This is a genomic window from Zoogloea sp. (assembly GCF_030157465.1).
In the GTDB taxonomy this organism is placed as follows: Bacteria; Pseudomonadota; Gammaproteobacteria; order Burkholderiales; family Rhodocyclaceae; genus Zoogloea.
On the sequence record NZ_JAOAUU010000077.1, the window covers coordinates 33,971 to 53,845 of the forward strand.

Genomic DNA, 19,875 nt, shown 5'->3' on the forward strand with positions numbered 1-19,875 from the left:
TCGGCCTTTCCACAAGATAGCCAGAGCACCCAAAAATGGCGAAACGGGATTTATACGAAGTCCTCGGCGTCAATCGCGACGCCTCTGAGGACGAGCTGAAAAAGGCCTACCGCAAGCTGGCCATGAAGTTCCACCCGGACCGCAACCCGGACAACAAGGAAGCTGAAGAGAAGTTCAAGGAAGGCAAGGAAGCCTACGAAATCCTCACCGACGCCAACAAGCGCGCCGCCTACGACCGCTACGGCCACGAAGGCGTCAACCCGTCCATGGGCGGCGGCGGTGGCGGCCAGGGCTTCGACGGCTTCGCCGACGCCTTCGGAGACATCTTCGGGGATATCTTCGGAGGAGGCGGCGGTGGTGGCGGACGCGGGCGCTCCAACGTCTATCGCGGCGCCGATCTGCGCTACAACCTCGAGATCAGTCTCGAAGAGGCCGCCCGCGGCGCCGAAAAGACGATCCGCATTCCTGCCCAGGAAGAATGCGAGCCCTGCCACGGCACCGGCGCCAAGCCCGGCACCCAGCCCAAAACCTGCCCGACCTGCGGCGGCGCGGGCCAGGTGCGCATCCAGCAAGGCTTCTTCTCGATCCAGCAGACCTGCCCGAAGTGCCACGGCAGCGGCCGCATCATTCCCGAACCCTGCACATCCTGCGGCGGCGCCGGACGCGTCAAGCGCCAGAAAACGCTGGAAGTGAAGATTCCGGCCGGCATCGACAACGGCATGCGCCTGCGCCACGGCGGCCAGGGCGAACCGGGCGTCAATGGCGGCCCTGCCGGCGATCTCTACGTGGAAATCCACATCAAGCAGCACGCGGTCTTTCAGCGTGACGGGGACGACCTCCACTGCGAGATGCCGATCAGCTTCACCACGGCAGCCCTCGGCGGCGAAATCGAGATCCCGACCCTCGACGGTGCGGCCAGCATCCGCATCCCGGCCGAAACCCAGAGCGCAAAGGTCTTCCGCCTGCGCGGCAAGGGCATCCGCAACGTGCGCAGCCACGCGCCCGGCGACCTGATGGTTCACGTGATCGTCGAAACCCCGGTCAAGCTCACCGATCGCCAGAAGGAACTGCTGCGCGAATTCGGCGACATTGCCTCGACCAACGCAGAGCGCCACAATCCGAAAGCCAAGTCGTGGATGGACAAGGTGAAGGATTTCTTCAGCGGCTGAACACGCTGAAGCCTTCCTTCACCCCGCTTCATCGCCGCTGGCCAGCATCCGGAAAGATTTTCTCCGGGTACTGGCCAGCGTCTTTATGCAACCCGGATTTCAGGGCATCCATTTCGGAAACGCCTTTCGCCCGCGGCATTCCTGCGTCACATTTGTTTGCCCTATACTCGAAGATGGTTTTCCGTCCATCAATCCAGAATAGCGATTCCCATGCGCCTCCAAAAGCTCAAGTCCCTGCTCGCCGCCCTCGGCTCCGGACTGCTCCTTGCCGCAACCACCGCCGCTCAGGCGGCTGATCCGGGCGTCAGCGACAGCACCATCACCCTCGGCATGTCGGCGCCATTCACCGGCCCCAACGGCGCCTACGGCAAGGAAATGAGGGAAGGCGCCCTGGCCTACTTCGCGCAGCTGAACGCTGCAGGCGGAGTCGGCGGCAAGAAGATCGAACTGCTGGCCCTCGACGACGGCTATGAAACGGAAAAGACCGTCGCCAATACCCGCAAGCTGATCAACGAAAGCAAGGTTTTCGCGCTGATGGCTTATTACGGCTCGTCGCCGACCACCGAGGCCATGAAGGTTTTCAGCGACGCAAAAGTGCCGCTGCTGGGCACCATCAGCGGCGCGGGCAGCCTGCGCTCGCCGGTCAATCGCTATATGTTCCACCTCCGCGCGAGCTACTCCGACGAGACCGAATCCATCGTCAATCACCTCGTCGCGCTCGGTATCACGCAGATCGCGGTGTTCTACCAGAACGACGGCTTTGGCAAGTCCGGCAAGGATGGCGTCGTCAGCGCCCTCGCCCGGCACAAGCTCAAGCCGGTCGCCGAAGGCTCGGTCGAACGCAACTCGCAGCAGGTAGAAGGCGCCGTTGCCCAGATCGCCAAGGCCAACCCGCAGGCCGTCATCATGGTGACGCTGTTCAAGCCCACCGCCGAATTCGTACGGCAGATGCGCAAGGCCGGTCAATCACCGCAGTTCTCCACCCTCTCGCCGATCGGCGCAGACATCCTGGTTGCAGAAATGGGCGCCAGGGAAGCGCACGGCATCGGCATCTCCCAGGCCATGCCCTACCCCTGGAACGACACGCTGCCCGTCGTCAAGGAATATCACAAGGCCCTGCAGGCCTTCGCCAAACACGGCAACTACAGCTACTACGGGCTCGAAGGCTTCATCAACGCCAAACTGATGGCCGAGGCCATTCGTAAAACCGGCAAGGATCTGACCCGCGAAAAGCTGGTCAACACGCTCGAAAGCAGCAACTTCGACCTGGGCGGTTACAAGCTCGGCTACACGCCGGCCAGCCACAACGGCTCACGCTTCGTAGACCTCACCGTCCTGAGTCGTGACGGACGGGTTCTGCGCTGAGTCGCGTTGCACACAGCAATAAAAAAGCCGCGACCAGCGCGGCTTTTTTATTTCAAACCGGAAAACCAATCAAAGATTTTCCAGGCGCAGGCGGGTCACCTTGCCGGTCACCGACTCAAGGCTTTCAACCTTGGCGATGGCGGCGTTCATGTTTTTCTCGATGGTGAGATGGGTGAGGATGATGATGTCGGTTTGCGACTCGCCCTCTTCCGGTTCGCGCTGGAGCATGGCGTCGATGGAAATTGACTGGTCGGCCAGGATGCGGGTGACATCGGCGAGTACGCCCGGCTTGTCGTCGACACGCAGGCGCAGGTAGTAGCTGGTCTCGACTTCGTCGATCGGCAGCATGGGCAGTTCGGTGATCTGGTCGGGCTGGAAGGCCAGATGCGGCACGCGGTGTTCCGGGTCGGAGGTGTGCAGGCGGGTCACGTCGACGAGGTCGGCGATCACGGCGCTGGCAGTCGGCTCGGCGCCGGCGCCCTTGCCGTAGTAAAGGGTGGCGCCAACGGCATCGCCCTGCACCAGCACGGCGTTCATGGCGCCTTCGACGTTGGCGATCAGGCGCTTTTCGGGAATCAGCGTGGGATGCACGCGCAGCTCGATGCCCTGCGGACGGCGGCGGGCGATGCCCAGCAGCTTGATGCGGTAGCCGAGTTGTTCGGCGTACTTGATATCGACGCCGTCGAGCTTGCTGATGCCCTCGACGTAAGCCTTGTCGAACTGCACCGGCACGCCAAAGGCGATGGAGGCCATCAGGGTGGCCTTGTGGGCGGCGTCGACGCCTTCGATGTCGAAGGTGGGGTCGGCTTCGGCGTAGCCGAGCGCCTGGGCTTCCTTGAGCACCTCCGCGAAGGGCAGGCCCTTGTCGCGCATCTCGGACAGGATGAAGTTGGTGGTGCCGTTGATGATGCCGGCCAGCCACTGGATGCGGTTGGCAGAGAGGCCTTCGCGCAGCGCCTTGATGATGGGGATGCCACCGGCCACGGCAGCTTCGAAGGCGACCATCACGCCCTTCTTCTGGGCGGCGGCGAAGATTTCATTGCCATGCACAGCGAGCAGCGCCTTGTTGGCGGTGACCACGTGCTTGCCGTTTTCGATGGCCTTGAGCACGAGCTCCTTGGCCACGCCGTAGCCGCCGATGAGTTCGACGACGATGTCGATCTCGGGGTCGGTGACGATCGAGAAGGCGTCGTCGGTCAGACGCACGCCTTCGCCGGCAACGCTCTTTGCCAGTTCGAGGTTCTTGTCGGCCACCGCGGTAATGCGGATCGGCCTGCCGGCACGGCGGGTGATTTCTTCTTCGTTACGCTTGAGAACGGTAAAGGTGCCACCGCCGACGGTGCCGATGCCCAGGAGGCCAACATTGATGGGTTTCATATTCGTTGAAGGGTCAAGAGTGAAGAGTTAAGGGTAAAGGCAAAGGGGCCAGCGTGCGGAGCGGGTTGAACCCCTCGCGCCTCACGCTTCACCCTTCACCCGCAAATCAGGTGCCGTGACGTTTGCGGTAGCCGTCGAGGAAGCGGGCGATGCGGTTGACGGCATCCCTCAGGTCGTCCTCGTAGGGCAGGAAAACCAGCCGGAAATGATCCGGCGTCGGCCAGTTGAAGCCGGTGCCCTGGACCAGCAGGACTTTTTCCTGCTCCAGCAGTTCGGCGATGAACTGCTGGTCGTCCTCGATGGGGTACATCTTGGCGTCGAGCTTCGGGAACATGTACAGCGTGGCCTTGGGCTTGACGCAACTGACCCCCGGAATGGCGGTAATCAGCTCGTAGGCAAGGTCGCGCTGGCGACGCAGGCGGCCGCCGGGGGCAACCAGATCGTCGATGCTCTGGTAGCCACCGAGGGCCGTCTGGATGGCGAACTGGCCGGGCACGTTGGCGCACAGGCGCATCGAGGCCAGCATGTTGAGGCCTTCGATGTAATCGGCAGCCGGACGGCGGTCGCCGGAAACCACCATCCAGCCGGCGCGGTAGCCACAGGAGCGGTAGTTCTTGGACAGGCCGTTGAAGGTGACGGTCAGCACGTCTTCCGACAGCGAACCGATGGAGGTGTGCGTGACGCCCTCGTAGAGCACCTTGTCGTACACTTCGTCGGCGTAGATGATCAGGCCGTGTTCGCGGGCAATGGCCACGATGGCCTTCAGGGTGTCGTCGGGATAGACGGCACCGGTCGGGTTGTTCGGGTTGATGATCACGATGGCGCGGGTGCGCGGCGTGATCTTGGCGCGGATGTCGTCGAGATCCGGCAACCAGCCGTTGGATTCGTCACAGATGTAATGACGCGGGTTGCCGCCCGACAGGCTGACCGCGGCGGTCCACAGCGGGTAGTCGGGGGCCGGCACCAGCACTTCGTCGCCGGTGTTGAGCAGCGCGTTCATGGCCATCACGATCAGTTCGGAAACGCCATTACCCACGTAGATGTCTTCGAGCGTCACACCCTTGATGTGCTTTTGCTGGGTGTAATGCATGATCGCCTTGCGGGCCGAGAAGATCCCCTTCGAATCCGAATAGCCGGCCGCGTTGGGCAGGTTGCGGATCATGTCGAGCTGGATTTCTTCCGGGGAATCGAAACCGAACGGCGCCAGGTTGCCGATGTTCAGCTTGATGATCTTGTGGCCCTCGTCCTCCATCTGCTTCGCCTTCTGCAGCACGGGGCCGCGGATGTCGTAACAGACGTTGGCGAGTTTGTCGGACTTGCGAATGGGTTGCACGGCGTTTTCCGTTTCCTGACTGATAAGCGCGGGCTGCCGGCTGACAGCACGCGGTTTGGTGTGGCGGCTCATGATTCCGGCGCCGCTGGCGTGACGGCCGGGGGCATACCCGGGCAGGCGCAAGACGACGCAAAGCTATAATGGTACCCAAGCCACCCTAGCCGGGCAAATCAACTCCCGCCACCGCCGAGAACAGAAGCCATGAAACTCCACCTCGACCAGAATGCCCAGTACCACACCATCGCCCGCTACGACGCCCGGCACGTGATGATCGGGCCGGACCGCCACGAACAAAACCTGATCGTGATGCCCCAGCAGCTCGTGCCCGACTGGCACCAGGGCGACTTCGAAAGTCTCGACGAAGCCGCCTTCGAGCGTCTGGCCGGCCTCGGCTGCGAGATCATCATTCTGGGTACCGGAATGCGCCAGCGCTTTCCGCAACCCAAACTGATGAAGGCGCTGTTCAACGCCCGCATCGGGCTTGAGGTGATGGACCTGGGTTCGGCGTGCCGCACCTACAACATCCTGGTGTCCGAGCACCGCAACGTGGCGGCCGCGCTGATCTTCGATCCGGCCTGAACGAAAATCTTCACGCAGGGCGGATTGCCAGTCTGCCGCCTTGCGATTAGTCTGCACCGGACGACCAACGTTTCCGGAGACACCATGCTCGATCAGGCCGTACCCGACTTCACCCTTGCCGCCACCGGCAGCCCCGCCTTCAGCCTGTCCAGCCTTCAAGGCCGGAAAGTCGTGCTCTACTTCTACCCGAAGGACAGCACCCCCGGCTGCACCACCGAAAGCCAGAACTTCCGCGACCTGCACGACGAATTCATTGCCGCAGGCGCCGTCGTGCTCGGCATCTCCCGCGACAGCATCAAATCCCACGACAACTTCCGCACCAAGCAGGCCCTGCCCTTCGATCTCATCTCCGACCCGGATGAAACCGCCTGCACGCTCTTCGGCGTCATGAAACTCAAGAACATGTACGGCAAACAGGTGCGGGGCATAGAACGCAGCACCTTCGTCATCGACGCCGCCGGCATCCTGCGGCGCGAATGGCGTGGCGTGAAAGTGCCCGGTCACGCCCAGGAAGTGCTGGATTACATCAAGACCCTCTAACAGCCCGCCCGCTTCCTCTCCCACACACGCCGAGAAGGACCGACACCATGGCAACCCGCCGCACCGGCAAGTCCAAGACCCCCGCCACCAAGCTGTTCGTCCTCGACACCAACGTGCTGATGCACGACCCCACGAGCCTGTTCCGCTTCGAGGAGCACGACATCTTCGTGCCGATGATGACTCTCGAAGAGCTCGACTCCAACAAGAAGGGCATGTCGGAAGTGGCCCGTAACGCACGGCAGGCCAGCCGCACGCTCGACGAAATCGTCAACTCCTGCCCCGAGGGCATCGAATCGGGCATCAGCCTCGTCGGCCCGTCATCCGAGCTGGCCAGCGGGCGCCTGTTCCTCCAGACCGAGGCGGTCGATGTCAAGCTGCCCGCGGCGCTGCCGACGGCCAAGGGCGACAACCAGATCCTCGCGGTGGTGCTGCACCTCTTCGAGAAGTTCGACCGGAAGCGCGCGGTCATCCTGGTGTCCAAGGACATCAACATGCGCATCAAGGCCCGTGCGCTGGGCCTCGCCGCACAGGATTACTTCAACGACAAGGTTCTCGAAGACACCGACCTGCTCTACACCGGCACCCGTGAGATCGACACCGCCTTCTGGGAAGCCAACGGCAAGGATCTCGAATCCTGGAAGCAGGACGGCCACACCTACTACAAGCTCAAGGGCCCCGACACCGCCGACCTGCTGATCAACGAATTCGTCTTCCAGGAAGGCGAAGGCGAGCAGCCCCTGCAGGCCTGGGTCAAGGACAAGGCCGGACGCACCGTCACCCTTGAAACCCTGATCGATTACTCCCACCAGAAGAACAACACCTGGGGCATAACGGCGCGCAACCGGGAGCAGAACTTCGCCCTCAACCTGCTGATGAACCCGGAGATCGACTTCGTCACCCTCCTCGGTCAGGCCGGCACCGGCAAAACGCTGCTCACGCTGGCAGCCAGCCTGACCCAGGTGCTCGAGACCAAGCGCTACTCGGAAATCATCATGACCCGCGTCACCGTACCGGTGGGCGAGGACATCGGCTTCCTGCCCGGCACCGAGGAAGAAAAGATGGCCCCGTGGATGGGTGCCCTGGAAGATAACCTGGACGTGCTCAACGGCACCACCGGCGAGGGCGGCGAATGGGGCCGGGCCGCCACGCGCGACCTGATCAGGAGCCGCATCAAGATCAAGTCCCTCAACTTCATGCGCGGACGCACCTTCATCAACAAGTTCCTGATCATCGATGAAGCCCAGAACCTGACGCCCAAGCAGATGAAAACCCTCATCACCCGCGCCGGCCCCGGCACCAAGGTGGTGTGCATGGGCAACATCGCGCAGATCGACACGCCCTACCTCACCGAAGGCTCGTCGGGCCTCACCTACGTGGTCGATCGCTTCAAGGGCTGGGCCCATTCCGGCCACATCACCCTGCAGCGTGGCGAACGCTCCCGCCTCGCCGACCACGCCGCCGAAGTGTTGTAAGCAGCATCACCCACCCGGGCCCCCTTCACGGGTGGCCCGGTTGCCCTCATGGGCATCCGCATCAAGACATCCACCCACTCGCCGTAAACACGATGACCGCAGGCTGCAAGCCCGGCAACAAGAGGAACCCCCCGGCATCTTCGCCGGCAGGAGAGTAGCGGGTGGGAGATAAAAAGCAGATCGATCGGAGCCCGCTGCCGAAGGCGTACTGGGGGCAGATCGTCGCCATGCTGACGACGGCCCTCGTGCTCGGCTACCTTTCCTGGACGGGCTATAACGACGTCATCAACAAGGCGGAAGCCACCTCCAGCGGCGTTGCCCGGGTCAACGCCTTCGCCCTCGACACCACGCTCAACACGGTCGACATGCTGCTGGCAGAATCGGCCGTCCTGCTCGCCCCCCTCATCGACGAACCGGCAGCGCTTCAAAAAACCTGGCAAGCCGAAGCCCCCCGCCTGCGCCACTACCTTGCGCGCATCCCGCAGGTGGACAGCATCCGGATTTTCGACGCCAGCGGCGAGCTTCGCCTGACCACCGCAACAATGCTGCGCCCCATGAACGTGGCCGATCGCCCGCACTTCCAGCGCGTCCGCGACGACCCCGATGCCGGCCTGGTCATTTCCGACGTGGTCATATCCCGCACCACCGACCGCAACGCCGTCATCCTGCTGCGCGCTATCCGCGACTCGCAGGGGCGTTTTCTCGGTGCCGTGAGCTCGCCCCTCGACCTGAGCTATTTCGATCGTCTGCTCGAAGATGCCCGGCTCGGCACGGACGGCGCCGCCGGAATTCGTCGCATCGACACGGGCACCCTCATCACCCGCCGCCCCTACGTTCCCGGCGCCATCAACAAGTCCGAACCCACCCACCCGGCTCACCAGCTGATCCTCGAAGGCCGGAAATCCGGCACCCTGTCCAACGCGAGCCGCTTCGACGGCATCCAGCGGGCCACCAGCTTCCAGAGGCTCGAACACTTCCCCCTGTACGTTGTCGTCGGCGTCTCCCACGCCGAAATGCTCCGCGAGTGGCGCTGGCGCGCCGCCGCCTCCGCGGCCCTGGCCGCCCTGGCCCTGATGTCGGTGTTTCTTTTCTACCGGCGCATGGCACGCAGCAATCGCCTGCTGCAAGGCGTGCTGGACGCGGCCTCTGAAGTGGCGATCATTTCCACCGACAGCAAAGGCCTCATCACCGTGTTCAACCGCGGCGCCGAAAACCTGCTGGGCTACACCGCCGCAGAAACCATTGGCAAGCTGCGCCTTGATCACTTCCAGCCCCCCGACAAGCCCGGCGCCCCGATCCCGGCCCACAACCCGGCCAATGTCGACCAACACGAGCGCACCTGGCTGCGCAAGGATCACAGCCTCGTCCAAATCGCCGAAATCGTCACGCCGATCACTTCCGGCAGACAGCGCGCCGTCGGCTATCTCTGCGTCGCCCACGACGTGGACAAACAGAAACGTGTGGCCGGCCTGCAGGCGGCCCAGAACCGCATCCTCGAAATGATCGCCAGCGATGCGCCGCTGCCCCTCGTCCTCGATCAGCTGGTACGCGGCCTCGAATCCCAGGCCCAAGGCATGCTCTGCTCGGTCCTCCTCTTCGACGCGCCGAGCGGCACCCTGCGCCACGGCGCAGCCCCCAGCCTGCCCGACGCCTTCAACCGGGCCATGGACGGCCTGCTCATCGGCAGCGACAGGAACGCCGACGCAAGCAGCGCCTTCATGCACGACGCCCTCCTCATCGACGACATCCAGACCGACCCGCGCTGGGCCTGCCTGCACGACGCAGCCCGCGCGGCCAAGCTGCACGCCTGCTGGTCGTCTCCCATCCTCGATGCCGGCGGCGGCCTGCTCGGCACCTTCGCCCTTTACAGCACCGGCCCCGCGCTGCAGATCGACACCGCCGAACAACTGGTCGACATGGCCACCCACACCGCGGCCATCGGCATCGCCAGCGCCCACTCCGCAGCGGCCCTGGCGGAAAGCGAAAAGCGCATGCGCCTCGCCCTCCACGCGGCCAACATGTTCGCCTACGAATACATCACGGGTAGCGACAGGGTCTATCGAAACGGCAACCTGCCCCGCAGTTGGGGCCTGCCTCCGGAAGGCACCGGAAAAGCCTACTTCAAGCTCGTCCATCCCGACGACGAGAAACACTTCCTGGCCGCCCTCGCCGGCCTCACCCCCGAGGCCCCCGAATACGCGATCGAATACCGCCTGAGCCACCCCAACGGCACCTACATCTGGGTCGCCGACTGGGCCAGCGCCACCTTCGACGACAGCGGCCGTATCGATCGCGTCTTCGGCGTCTGCCGCAACGTCACCGAACGCAAGGCGCTCGAAAACGAACTGAGCCGGCACCGGCAGCACCTCGAACAACTGGTCGCCGAGCGCACCGCCCAGCTTTCCAGCTCGGAAGCCAGCATCCGCCTGATCCTCGAATCCACTGCCGACGGTGTTTACGGCGTGGACACCCACGGCCGCGTCACCTTCATCAACCCGGCCGCCTGCCGCATGCTGGGGCTTGCCGCAGACAGCGTCGTGGGTGCGCACATCCACGCCCTCATCCACCACAGCCACCCCGACGGCCGGCCCTATTCCCCGCTGGACTGCCCGACCAACCAGACCCTGCGCCTCGGCGAAGTCGTCACCATCAGCGACGAGGTGTACTGGCACGCCGACGGGCATCCGGTGCCCGTCATCTACTCCACCCACCCGATGATCCGGGACGGCCATATTGTTGGCGCAGTGATCAGCTTCATGGACGTCACCGAACGGCGGGCAATGGAAGAAGCCCGCGAGCAAGCCCGCCAGGCCGCCGAAAAACTGGCCCGCATCAGAAGCGAATTCCTGGCCAACATGAGCCATGAAATCCGCACGCCCCTCAACGGCATCCTCGGTTTTGCGGAGATCGGCCATCGGGACAGCCTTGACAGCCGGACGCGGCAGGTCTTCGCCCACATCCTCGACTCGGGCAAGCTGCTTCTGGGCGTGGTGAATGACATCCTCGACTTCTCCAAGATCGAAGCCGGCAAGCTGCACCTGGAATCCGTGGCAACCGACCTGCCGCGGCTGCTCGAGGCCACCGCCGGCACATTCAGCGAAAGGGCCAGCAGCAAGGGCCTGAGCCTTCGCCTCGAACTGGCCCCGAATCTGCCCGTCGCCTGCACCCTCGACCCGCTGCGGGTCAGCCAGATCCTCGCCAACCTGCTCTCCAACGCCCTGAAATTCACCGAGGCTGGCACCGTCACGATCCACGCCGCACGGGACAACGACCAGCTGGTATTCCGCGTCAGCGATACCGGCATTGGCATCGACCCCTGCCGCCTGAACCAGATTTTCCTGGCCTTCGAGCAGGCCGACAGCTCAACCACCCGACGCTTCGGCGGCACCGGCCTCGGCCTGGCCATCACCAGGCAGCTCGTCGGCCTCTTCGAGGGCCGCATCGAAGCCACCAGCGAGCCCGGCCACGGCAGCTGCTTCGAAGTCCGCCTGCCCTACGTGCCGGCGGAAAACGCCAGCCTGCACGCCCCCCACGCCATCACTGCCAGCCCCCAGGCCGAACGCCTGGCCGGCATCTCCATCCTGGCCGCCGAAGACAACGAAGTGAATCAACTGGTGCTCGAGGACATGCTGCTCTCGGAAGGCGCCCGCCTCGAAATGGTCGACAACGGCCGGGCGGCGGTCGAACGGGTTGCCGCAAGCCGCCCCGGCAGCTTCGATATCGTGCTGATGGACATCCAGATGCCGGAAATGGACGGCTACGAAGCCACCCGGCGCATCCGTCTACTGGCGCCGGCGCTGCCCGTCATCGGCCAGACCGCCCACGCCATGGCCGAAGAAAAGGCCAAGTGCATGAATGCCGGCATGGTTGACCACATCGCCAAGCCGATTGATCTCGACACCCTCGTGGCCAGCATCCTGCGCCACGCCCGCCGGCCGGCCTGAGGTCTCGAGCGGGCCGGGCCGCATCGGCGCAGGCCCGCACCCCGGAGGGATCAATCCGGCATCAGCCTGCGGACGACGAGGCGAGTTCCTGCGCCGCGGCTGCCAGGCTTGCCGGATCGAGCCCGGACAACACCAGCTCCTGCCCCTCCGCCAGCCGGCGATACAGCCCCTCGCCACCGCGCAGATAGGCCGGATCGTAATGGGCCGTGACCAGTTCCTCGGCCAGCTGGCGCCAGGTGCCGGCCTCCACCATCGCCTGCCACCCGGCAACCCGCTTGTGGCCATGCTGCGGCGCCAGGCGCTCGAGCTTGGCATTGAAGGCCGCAGGGTCGGCAATCAGGTCGGAATAGCGCTCCAGCAAATGATCGATGCGGGCGACCAGCGGCGCCTGGATACGCACACACTCGCCACTGCGCAGGCACTCGAAGAGCACGCCCGGCGAATGCAGCCGTCCGACGCGCCGGCTTTCGGACTCGGCCCACACCGGCCGCGCCGGATCGAAGCCCCGCAGAACGGACCACAGCTGTGTTTCGAAAGCCTTCTGGCCCGGCTGGCTGCTGTTCGGTTCGCCGCCCAGCACCGAACCACGGTGATTGGCCAGCCCTTCCAGGTCCAGCACCTGCTCGCCCGCCGCGGCCAGCGCATCGAGCAGCGCCGTTTTGGCGCTGCCGGTGGGCCCGCAGAGAATCTTGAACGTGAGCGCCGGCGGCAACGCATCGAGCTCGGCCAGCACGTGATTGCGGAAAGACTTGTAGCCGCCTTCGAGACGCCGGGCAGCCCAGCCGATCTGGCCGAGCACAACCGTCATCGAACCGCTGCGCTGTCCGCCGCGCCAGCAGTAAATCAAGGGTTTCCAGCCCTTCGGCTTGCTGAGAAAATGCGCCTTGATGTGGTTTGCGATATTTCGCGACACCAGCGCAGCCCCCACCTTGCGTGCCTCGAAAGGCGACACCTGCTTGTAGAGCGTGCCCACCCGGATGCGCTCCTCGTCGTCGAGCACCGGGCAGTTGATGGCCCCGGGAATATGGTCTTCGGCAAACTCGGACGGCGAACGCACGTCGATGATGGCGTCGAACTCGTCGAGCTGCTCGAAGCGGGCGGAAAAGGGGGCAGAATGAGAAGACACGATGAACAACCCGCTGAATGAACTGGAAAAAAAGAGATGACTGAAGCACCCCTGCGACTCACGGAATTGTCTCACGGCGGCGGATGCGGCTGCAAAATCGCCCCCGCCGTACTGAGCGAAATGCTCAGTCACATGCCTGCCGCCAAGCCCTTCGCCAATCTGATGGTGGGCACCGAAACCGCCGACGATGCCGCCGTGTGGCGCCTCAACGACCAGCAGGCCCTGATCGCCACCACCGATTTCTTCATGCCCATCGTCGACGATCCCTTCGACTTCGGGCGCATCGCCGCCACCAACGCCCTTTCCGACGTTTACGCCATGGGCGGCACGCCCATCATGGCGCTGGCCATCGTCGGCATGCCGGTGGGCAAGATGTCGCTGTCCGACATCGGCCGCATCCTCGAAGGGGGCGCCAGTGTTTGCGCGGCAGCCGGCATTCCGGTGGCCGGCGGGCACAGCATCGACTCCCCCGAACCGATCTACGGCCTCGTCGCGCTGGGCATCGCCCACCCGGACGTGATCAAGCGCAACCGCGATGCCCGCGATGGCGACGTGCTGATCCTCGGCAAGCCGCTGGGCGTCGGCATTCTCGGTTCCGCCATGAAAAAAGGCGTGCTCGGTGAAGACGGTTACGCCCAGATGATCGCCACCACCACCCGCCTCAACACCGTGGGCCCGGCCCTGGCCAGCCTGCCGGGCGTGCACGCGCTGACCGACGTCACCGGTTTCGGCCTGCTCGGCCATCTGCTGGAGGTGTGTCGGGGTGCGGGTCTGGGCGCGGCGGTGGCGGCTTCCAGCGTGCCGGTGATGCCGGCGGCCGTGCCGTTTGCCAAACAGGGCATCGGCCCCGGCGCAATCGCCCGCAACCTCGACAGCTGCGGCAACGCGGTGCGCTTCGACGACGGCGTGGAAAGCTGGCAGCGCAACGTGCTCGCCGACGCCCAGACCAGCGGCGGCCTGCTGGTGGCCTGCGACGAAGCCAGTGTCGCCACCGTGCTGGAAACCTTCCGCAGTGGCGGTTTTGGCGACGCGGCGGTGATCGGCCGAATGCATTCCGGCGCCGCCGAGGTGCACATCACCGCCTGAACCTGCCCGCGCGCACGCCCCACAAAGCCAAAACCGCGTTCCGCCGGGGAGAGCGGAACGCGGTTGGCTTGGGGAGATGCAGGCGATGTTACGAGGCTCCGGATCGAAGGGCGCTTTCGATCAGCCGAAGCCTGCGGAGCGCGGCCTGCGCGCGCCCGCGTTCGGGGTGAGCGTTCGGGGCAAACCCTCAGGCCGGCACGGCTTCCGGCTGGCGCTCCAGCATCGAGCCGCTGTGCTCGTAGCGCAAATGCCAGGCAAAGGCCTCCTGCAGCAACTGCGGGGTGTGGCCGCCACGGCGGCAGGCGCGCAAGTAATAATCACGCAGCACGTCGCGGTAGAGCGGATCGGTGCAGTGGTCGATGATCTGCCGGGCCCTTTCGCGGGGAGCCAGACCGCGCAAGTCGGCCAGGCCGTGCTCGGTCACGATGATGTCGGTGTCGTGCTCGGTGTGATCCACGTGGGTCACCATCGGCACGATGCTCGAAATCGCTCCGTTCTTGGCGATCGACTTGGTCACGAACACCGACAGGTGCGCGTTGCGGGCAAAATCGCCCGAGCCGCCGATGCCGTTCATCATGTGCGTGCCGCCCACGTGGGTGGAATTCACATTGCCGTAGATGTCGCACTCCAGCGCCGTGTTGATGGTGATCAGGCCAAGGCGGCGAATCACTTCGGGGTGGTTGCTGATCTCCTGCGGACGCAGCACCAGACGCGACTTGTACTTCTCGATATCGCCCAGCACCCGCTCATACGTACCGTGCGAAAGGGTGATGCTGGACGCCGACGCAAAACTCAGGCGACCGTCGTCAAGCAGTTCGACGGTGCTGTCCTGCAGCACTTCCGAGTACATCTTCAGATCCCGGAAGGGTGAATCCAGCATGCCGTGCAGCACCGCGTTGGCGATGGTGCCGATGCCGGCCTGCAGCGGCTGCAGCGACGCCGACAGACGCCCGGCCTTCACTTCGTGGCCCAGGAAATCATTCAGGTGACCGGCAATTGCCCGCGTTTCGTCGTCCGGCGGCAGCACGTTGGACGGGCTGTCGGCCTTCTCGGTGATCACGATGGCGACGATCTTTTCCGGGTCCACCGGAATGAACGGCAGGCCGATGCGCTGCTCGGGCGAAATCAGCGGAATCGGCAGGCGGTGCGGGCGGTAGGTGGGGATGTAGATGTCGTGCAGGCCTTCGAGCCCGGCCGGCATGGTCAGGTTGATCTCGACGATGATTTTTTTCGCCAGCACGGCAAAGCTGACCGAATTGCCCACCGAGGTGGTCGGCACGATGCCGCCGTTCTCGGTGATGGCGGTGGCCTCGACCACCGCGATATCCACCGGCGCAAGCTGGCCGGAGCGCAGCTGCTCGACGGTTTCGGACAAGTGCTGGTCGATGAACATCACCTCGCCGGCGTTGATCTTGCGGCGCAGCGTCGGGTCGGACTGGAACGGGATGCGGCGACTGATCACGTTGGCGTCGGTGAGCACCTTGTCGATGTCGTTGCCCAGGGATGCGCCGGTCATCAGCGTGATCTGCAGCGGCTCGTTGGCAGCCCGCTCGGCCAGCGCAAAAGGCACGGCCTTGCAGTCACCGGCGCGGGTGAAGCCGCTCATGCCGACCGTCATGCCGTCGCGAAACAGTTCGGCGGCGGCTTCGGGCGACATGATGCGGTCCCGCAGGCGGGCAAGGCGAATACGATCCATGGGCATTGCGTTTTCTCCGATCCTCGGTTGTGTGGCCCCATCTCGACGGACGAGTCGGCTGGCAGTATAGGACGGGTAAAACAGTCGTGTTATGACTTAAACTACTGAACTTCAGTCGTTTTTTTCATCAAAATGGACCTTCGCGCACTTCGTTATTTCGTCGAAACCGTTCGCCACAGCAGCTTCACGGTGGCCGCCGAACGCCTCAACGTCACCCAGTCGACGGTCAGCAAGATGCTCCGCCAACTGGAGGACGAAATCGGCCAGCCGCTCTTGATCCGCGACGGGCGCCAGCTGCGCCTGACCGACGTCGGGCGCATCGTGCATGAACGGGGGCTGGAGGCGCTGGGCATGATGGGCCGGCTCACCCGCGAGGTGACCGACCTCACCACCCTCGCCCGCGGCGAGCTGACGGTGGGAATTCCGCCGATGGTGAACCTGCTGTTTCCGCCGGTGGTAAAGGCTTTTCGCGAGCGCTACCCGGCGGTGAGCCTGCGCCTGCAGGAAAACGGCGGGCAGGTGATCGAGCAGCAGGTGGCCGGCGGCGAGCTGGAAGTGGGCGCCACGCTGCTGCCCGCCGACCCGGCGCTGGGGCTGGATTCGCGCAGCTTCGGGCGCTATCCGGTCTTCGTGGTCGGCACGCGGCAGGCGCGTTGGGCACGGGCGGCAACGGTGCCGCTGACGGCACTGCGGGACGAGCCGCTGCTGCTGCTCGGCGACGATTTCTCGCTGACCCGGCGAATCCGCGAGGCCTGCGTCGTGGCGGGCTTCGAAGCGCGCATCGCGGCCCAAAGCAGCCAGTGGGATTTTCTCGTCGCGCTGGCCGCCGCCGGGCTCGGCACCACGCTGATCCCGGCTCCCCTCCTCGCCCGCCTCAACATTGGCGACGAGCTGGTTGTACGCCCGCTGCTTGCCGCGCCGGACTCGCCCCTGGACTGGAATGTGGCGTTGATCTGGAAGCCCGGCCGCTACATGTCCCACGCCGCGCGGGCGTGGATGAAGGTTTGCGAGGAAATGCTGGGCAGCAGAGAGAGCCCCGTTAGCGCTCCCGCCAGGCCTGGTTGAAGCTGTCGGCCAGCGGCCGGAACAGATAGCCCAGGAAGGTGCGCTCGCCGGTGATGATGAACACGTCGGTCTGCATGCCCGGCTGCACTTTCTGGTCGCCGAGTCGCTTCAGTTCGTCGGCCGACACCGTGACCTTGACGATGAAGTAGCTCATCTCGGTACGCGGGTCGAGCACCGCGTCGGCCGACACGTAGCTGAGCTTGCCCTTGAGCTCGGGCGTGGTGCGTGCGTTGAAGGCGTGCAGCTTGACGCCCACATCCTGCCCCAGCGCCACCCGGTCGATGTCCGGCGGCAACACCTTGCCTTCGACGATCAGCCGGTCGGAGCTGGGCACCACTTCCATCACCACTTCGCCGGGGCCGATCACGCCGCCGGCGGTGTGAATCTTGAGATCCGTCACGGTGCCATCCACCGGTGCGCGCAGTTCGGTTTGCTCGAGGGTGTAGCGGGTGGCGCTTTCACGTTCGATCAACTCGAAGTTTTCGGCCTGAACCTTCTTCAGCTCGGCAACCACTTCCTCGTGAAAGGCTTTTTTCACCTGGAATTTCTTGAGCTCCTTCTCGCTGATTGCCGTGTTGGCCGAAGCCACCTTGGAGGCCAGTTCGTCCCGCTCGCCGAGGAGGCGGGTCAGATCGCGCTCGATGGTGCGGATCTTGGTTTTTTCGACCATGCCCTGGCTGGCCAGCGACGCAAGCCCGTCGAGTTCGGCCTTGACGCTGGCCGCCTGCTCCTGCTTGGAGCGCTGCTGGGATTGCAGGCCCGCGATCTCGCTGCGCAGCGAGCCGATCTGTCGTTCGAGAATCCCCACCTCGCCGATGCGCGAGGCGCGCCGGGCGTTGAAGACGGACTCCTGGGAGCGCAGGATTTCGGCGATCTGCGGCTCGTTCGCCTGGCTCGTCAGCGCCTTGGGAAAGACGATGGAAGAACGCTCGTCGCGCTCGGCCTCGAGGCGCGCCTGGGCCGCCAGGGCCACTTCGCGCCCGCCCTTCACCACCCCGTAGGCGGCGCCGGCCTTGGTTTCGTCGAGCTGCACCAGCACATCACCGGCCTTCACGGTGCTGCCATCCTTCACCAAGATCGCCTTCACCACGCCCCCTTCCGGGTGCTGGATTTTTTTGCGGCTGCTGTCCACCTTGACCGAGCCCTGGGCCACCACCGCCGACGACAGCGGCGCCAGCGACGACCACACGATGGTGAGCCCGAAGGTGCCGGCCAGGATTGCGTAGCCGATGCGGCTCCAGCGCCGGGCGCCGGGCGTCGGCCACGGCCTTGTCCTCGCCGACGATCAGCGAGGCTTCGATTTCACGGGCGAGTTCAACCATTGGCTGCGCCTCCGGCTTCCTGCGGCTGGCCTTCCGGACGGGCAATGACGCGCCGCGTGATGACCGGCATGACTTCCGAAGTGGGCCCGAAATTCACGATTTGTCCTTTCAGGATCACCATCAGTTGATCGGTGCCGCCGAGCACCGCCGGCCGGTGGGCAATGACGACCACCGTCGATTGGCCCCGCAGCACTTCCATGGCCTGGCGCACGGCGCCTTCGCCTTCGGCATCGAGGTTGGAGGTGGGCTCGTCCAGCACGATCAGCGGCGGGCGCCCATAGAAGGCCCGCGCCAGCCCGATGCGCTGGCGCTGCCCGCCGGACAGATTGACGCCCGACGGGCCGATCGGCGTGTCGTAGCCCTGGGGCAGTTCGAGGATCACCTGGTGCGCCCCGGCAAGCTGGGCCGCATCGACAACCTTGTCCGGGTCCACCTTGCCGAAGCGGGCGATGTTGTCGGCGACGGTTCCGGGAAAAAGCTCGATGTCCTGGGGCAGGTAGCCGATGTGTGGGCCCACGTCTTCGCGATTCCAGTCGGCGATATTCACGCCGTCAAGCCGCACCACACCGGTGCCCGGCCGCCACACGCCCACCGCCAGCCGCGCGAGGGTGGACTTTCCGGCCGCGCTGGGGCCGGTGATGCCCAGCACGCTGCCGGCATCCAGGCTAAAGCTGAGGTTTTGAACGGTGAATTTGCGCAAATCGGGCGGGCCGCCCGAAACGCCCTCGAAAACCAGCTTGCCCTCGGGCTTGGGCAGCAGCATGGTGGGCGCGTCGGCGGCATCGCTGCCAAATCCCTTGAGCAGCCGACCATACGATTCCCGCGCCATCAGGAAGCCGCGCCAGCCGCCAATGGCCGCTTCCACCGGGGCCAGCCCGCGGCCCATGATGATGGACGAAGCGATCATCACGCCGCCGGTGCATTCCTGCTTGATCACCAGCCAGGCACCCACGCCGAGAATCGCAACCTGCAGGAAGAAGCGCAGCGCCTTGGCCACCGCGGCCACGTTGCCGGCCCGGTCGCTGGCCAGGCCCTGCAGGCCGAGGCCCAGGTCGTGACGTTTGCGCCACAGCACGGTGAGGCCGGGCAACATGCCCATGGCGCGGATCGCTTCGGCGTTGCGCGCCGAAATCTCGGCAAACTGGGTGCCGGCCGCCATCTGCTTGCCGGCCTCGGCAAGGGGCTCGCGGGTGTCACGCTCGTTCCAGAGCGCCAGCAGGAACAGCAGCACGCCCCCCACCAGCGCCACATGGCCGAGCATGGGGTGAAGCAGGTAAACCAGGCCGATGTAGATCGGCATCCACGGCGCATCGAGCAGGCTCAGGATGTGCGAGCCGGTCAGGAAGTTGCGCAGCTGGTCGAGATCACGCAGGGATTGGCCGCTGCGCCCGGCGGTGAGCGTGCGCATGAAGACGAGGCCCGACAGCTGCGCGTCAAAGCGCGCCCCAAGCCGCACCAGCAGCCGGGAGCGCACCACTTCGAGGGCGGCCAGCGTGGCCAGGCAGGCACCGGCGAAAAGCGTGAGGTACAGAAGGGTCGGGCCGCTGCGCGAAGCCAGTACCCGGTCGTACACCTGCATCATGTAGATCGACGAGGTGAGCGTAAGCAGGTTGATGAACATGCTGAAAAAACCGACCCGCTTGAGTACGCCCAGCGCGCATTCGAGCGCCTGCCCCATGGGCGTGTCGATGCGCGGCCGTTCAAGTCCGAGAAATGGCACGGTGATCCCTTGAAAAAGAAGAGCCGGTCAAAGCCGGCCCATTCTGTTGTGTAGCTACGACCGAAACCCGGCCGTTCAAGC

14 protein-coding genes are annotated in these 19,875 nt (G+C 64.9%); 8 read left to right on the plus strand and 6 right to left on the minus strand.

The genetic code is table 11. The annotated features are described in order from the left end of the window. The first annotated feature begins 35 nt into the window (after positions 1-35). On the plus strand, positions 36-1,169 hold the full coding sequence (dnaJ, locus tag Q1W26_RS10100; protein WP_300439331.1) for a molecular chaperone DnaJ: 1,134 nt from the start codon (positions 36-38) through the stop codon (positions 1,167-1,169). A gap of 210 nt (positions 1,170-1,379) precedes the next feature. After that, positions 1,380-2,534 (plus strand): ABC transporter substrate-binding protein, encoded by a 1,155-nt coding sequence (locus Q1W26_RS10105; RefSeq protein WP_300439334.1) that lies wholly within the window; start codon positions 1,380-1,382, stop codon positions 2,532-2,534. A gap of 69 nt (positions 2,535-2,603) precedes the next feature. Here Q1W26_RS10105 and Q1W26_RS10110 read toward each other — a convergent pair whose 3' ends face one another. Both Q1W26_RS10110 and Q1W26_RS10115 read right to left on the minus strand, forming a co-directional pair. Continuing rightward, the gene (locus Q1W26_RS10110; RefSeq protein ID WP_300439337.1) at positions 2,604-3,911 is read right to left on the minus strand and encodes a homoserine dehydrogenase; all 1,308 of its coding nucleotides are present in this window, start codon (positions 3,909-3,911) and stop codon (positions 2,604-2,606) included. A gap of 106 nt (positions 3,912-4,017) precedes the next feature. Next, the gene (locus Q1W26_RS10115) at positions 4,018-5,244 is read right to left on the minus strand and encodes a pyridoxal phosphate-dependent aminotransferase (RefSeq protein ID WP_300439340.1); all 1,227 of its coding nucleotides are present in this window, start codon (positions 5,242-5,244) and stop codon (positions 4,018-4,020) included. A 201-nt stretch (positions 5,245-5,445) separates the two neighbouring features. Here Q1W26_RS10115 and Q1W26_RS10120 point away from each other — a divergent pair, with 201 nt between their 5' ends. The 4 genes from Q1W26_RS10120 to Q1W26_RS10135 all read left to right on the plus strand — a co-directional run bounded on the left by Q1W26_RS10120 (position 5,446) and on the right by Q1W26_RS10135 (position 11,779). Then, entirely contained in the window at positions 5,446-5,823 is a 378-nt protein-coding gene (locus Q1W26_RS10120) for an Mth938-like domain-containing protein (protein WP_300439343.1), read from the plus strand. Between the two features lie 84 nt (positions 5,824-5,907). Then, positions 5,908-6,363: a peroxiredoxin gene (locus tag Q1W26_RS10125; RefSeq protein WP_300439345.1), complete on the plus strand. Its 456-nt coding sequence runs from the start codon at positions 5,908-5,910 to the stop codon at positions 6,361-6,363. 47 nt (positions 6,364-6,410) lie between these two features. After that, positions 6,411-7,835, plus strand: coding sequence for a PhoH family protein (locus Q1W26_RS10130; RefSeq protein ID WP_300439347.1), 1,425 nt, complete (start codon positions 6,411-6,413; stop codon positions 7,833-7,835). Between the two features lie 161 nt (positions 7,836-7,996). Beyond that, a complete protein-coding gene (locus tag Q1W26_RS10135; protein ID WP_300439350.1) occupies positions 7,997-11,779 on the plus strand; it encodes a PAS domain S-box protein in 3,783 nt (1,260 codons plus the stop codon). A gap of 61 nt (positions 11,780-11,840) precedes the next feature. Here the strand turns inward: Q1W26_RS10135 and mnmH are convergent, their stop codons facing one another. Continuing rightward, positions 11,841-12,905, minus strand: a complete 1,065-nt coding sequence (gene mnmH / locus Q1W26_RS10140; RefSeq protein WP_300439353.1) for a tRNA 2-selenouridine(34) synthase MnmH — start codon at positions 12,903-12,905, stop codon at positions 11,841-11,843. 36 nt (positions 12,906-12,941) lie between these two features. Between mnmH and selD the strand changes: the two genes are divergently transcribed. Further along, complete coding sequence (gene selD, locus Q1W26_RS10145) at positions 12,942-13,991, plus strand: selenide, water dikinase SelD (RefSeq protein WP_300439356.1); 1,050 nt, start codon at positions 12,942-12,944, stop codon at positions 13,989-13,991. Positions 13,992-14,178: 187 nt separating this feature from the next. Here selD and Q1W26_RS10150 read toward each other — a convergent pair whose 3' ends face one another. After that, positions 14,179-15,693 carry an acetyl-CoA hydrolase/transferase family protein gene (locus Q1W26_RS10150; RefSeq protein ID WP_300439358.1) on the minus strand — a complete coding sequence of 505 codons (1,515 nt, stop codon included), beginning with the start codon at positions 15,691-15,693 and terminating at the stop codon, positions 14,179-14,181. A 126-nt stretch (positions 15,694-15,819) separates the two neighbouring features. Between Q1W26_RS10150 and Q1W26_RS10155 the strand changes: the two genes are divergently transcribed. After that, a complete protein-coding gene (locus Q1W26_RS10155; protein ID WP_300439361.1) occupies positions 15,820-16,752 on the plus strand; it encodes a LysR family transcriptional regulator in 933 nt (310 codons plus the stop codon). Here Q1W26_RS10155 and Q1W26_RS10160 read toward each other — a convergent pair. Both Q1W26_RS10160 and Q1W26_RS10165 read right to left on the minus strand, forming a co-directional pair. Beyond that, on the minus strand, positions 16,727-17,941 hold the full coding sequence (locus Q1W26_RS10160) for an HlyD family type I secretion periplasmic adaptor subunit (RefSeq protein ID WP_300439364.1): 1,215 nt from the start codon (positions 17,939-17,941) through the stop codon (positions 16,727-16,729). The two genes, Q1W26_RS10155 and Q1W26_RS10160, sit on opposite strands and share 26 nt — an antisense overlap. 125 nt (positions 17,942-18,066) lie before the next feature. Continuing rightward, entirely contained in the window at positions 18,067-19,794 is a 1,728-nt protein-coding gene (locus tag Q1W26_RS10165) for a type I secretion system permease/ATPase (RefSeq protein WP_300439367.1), read from the minus strand. Positions 19,795-19,875 lie beyond the last annotated feature (81 nt).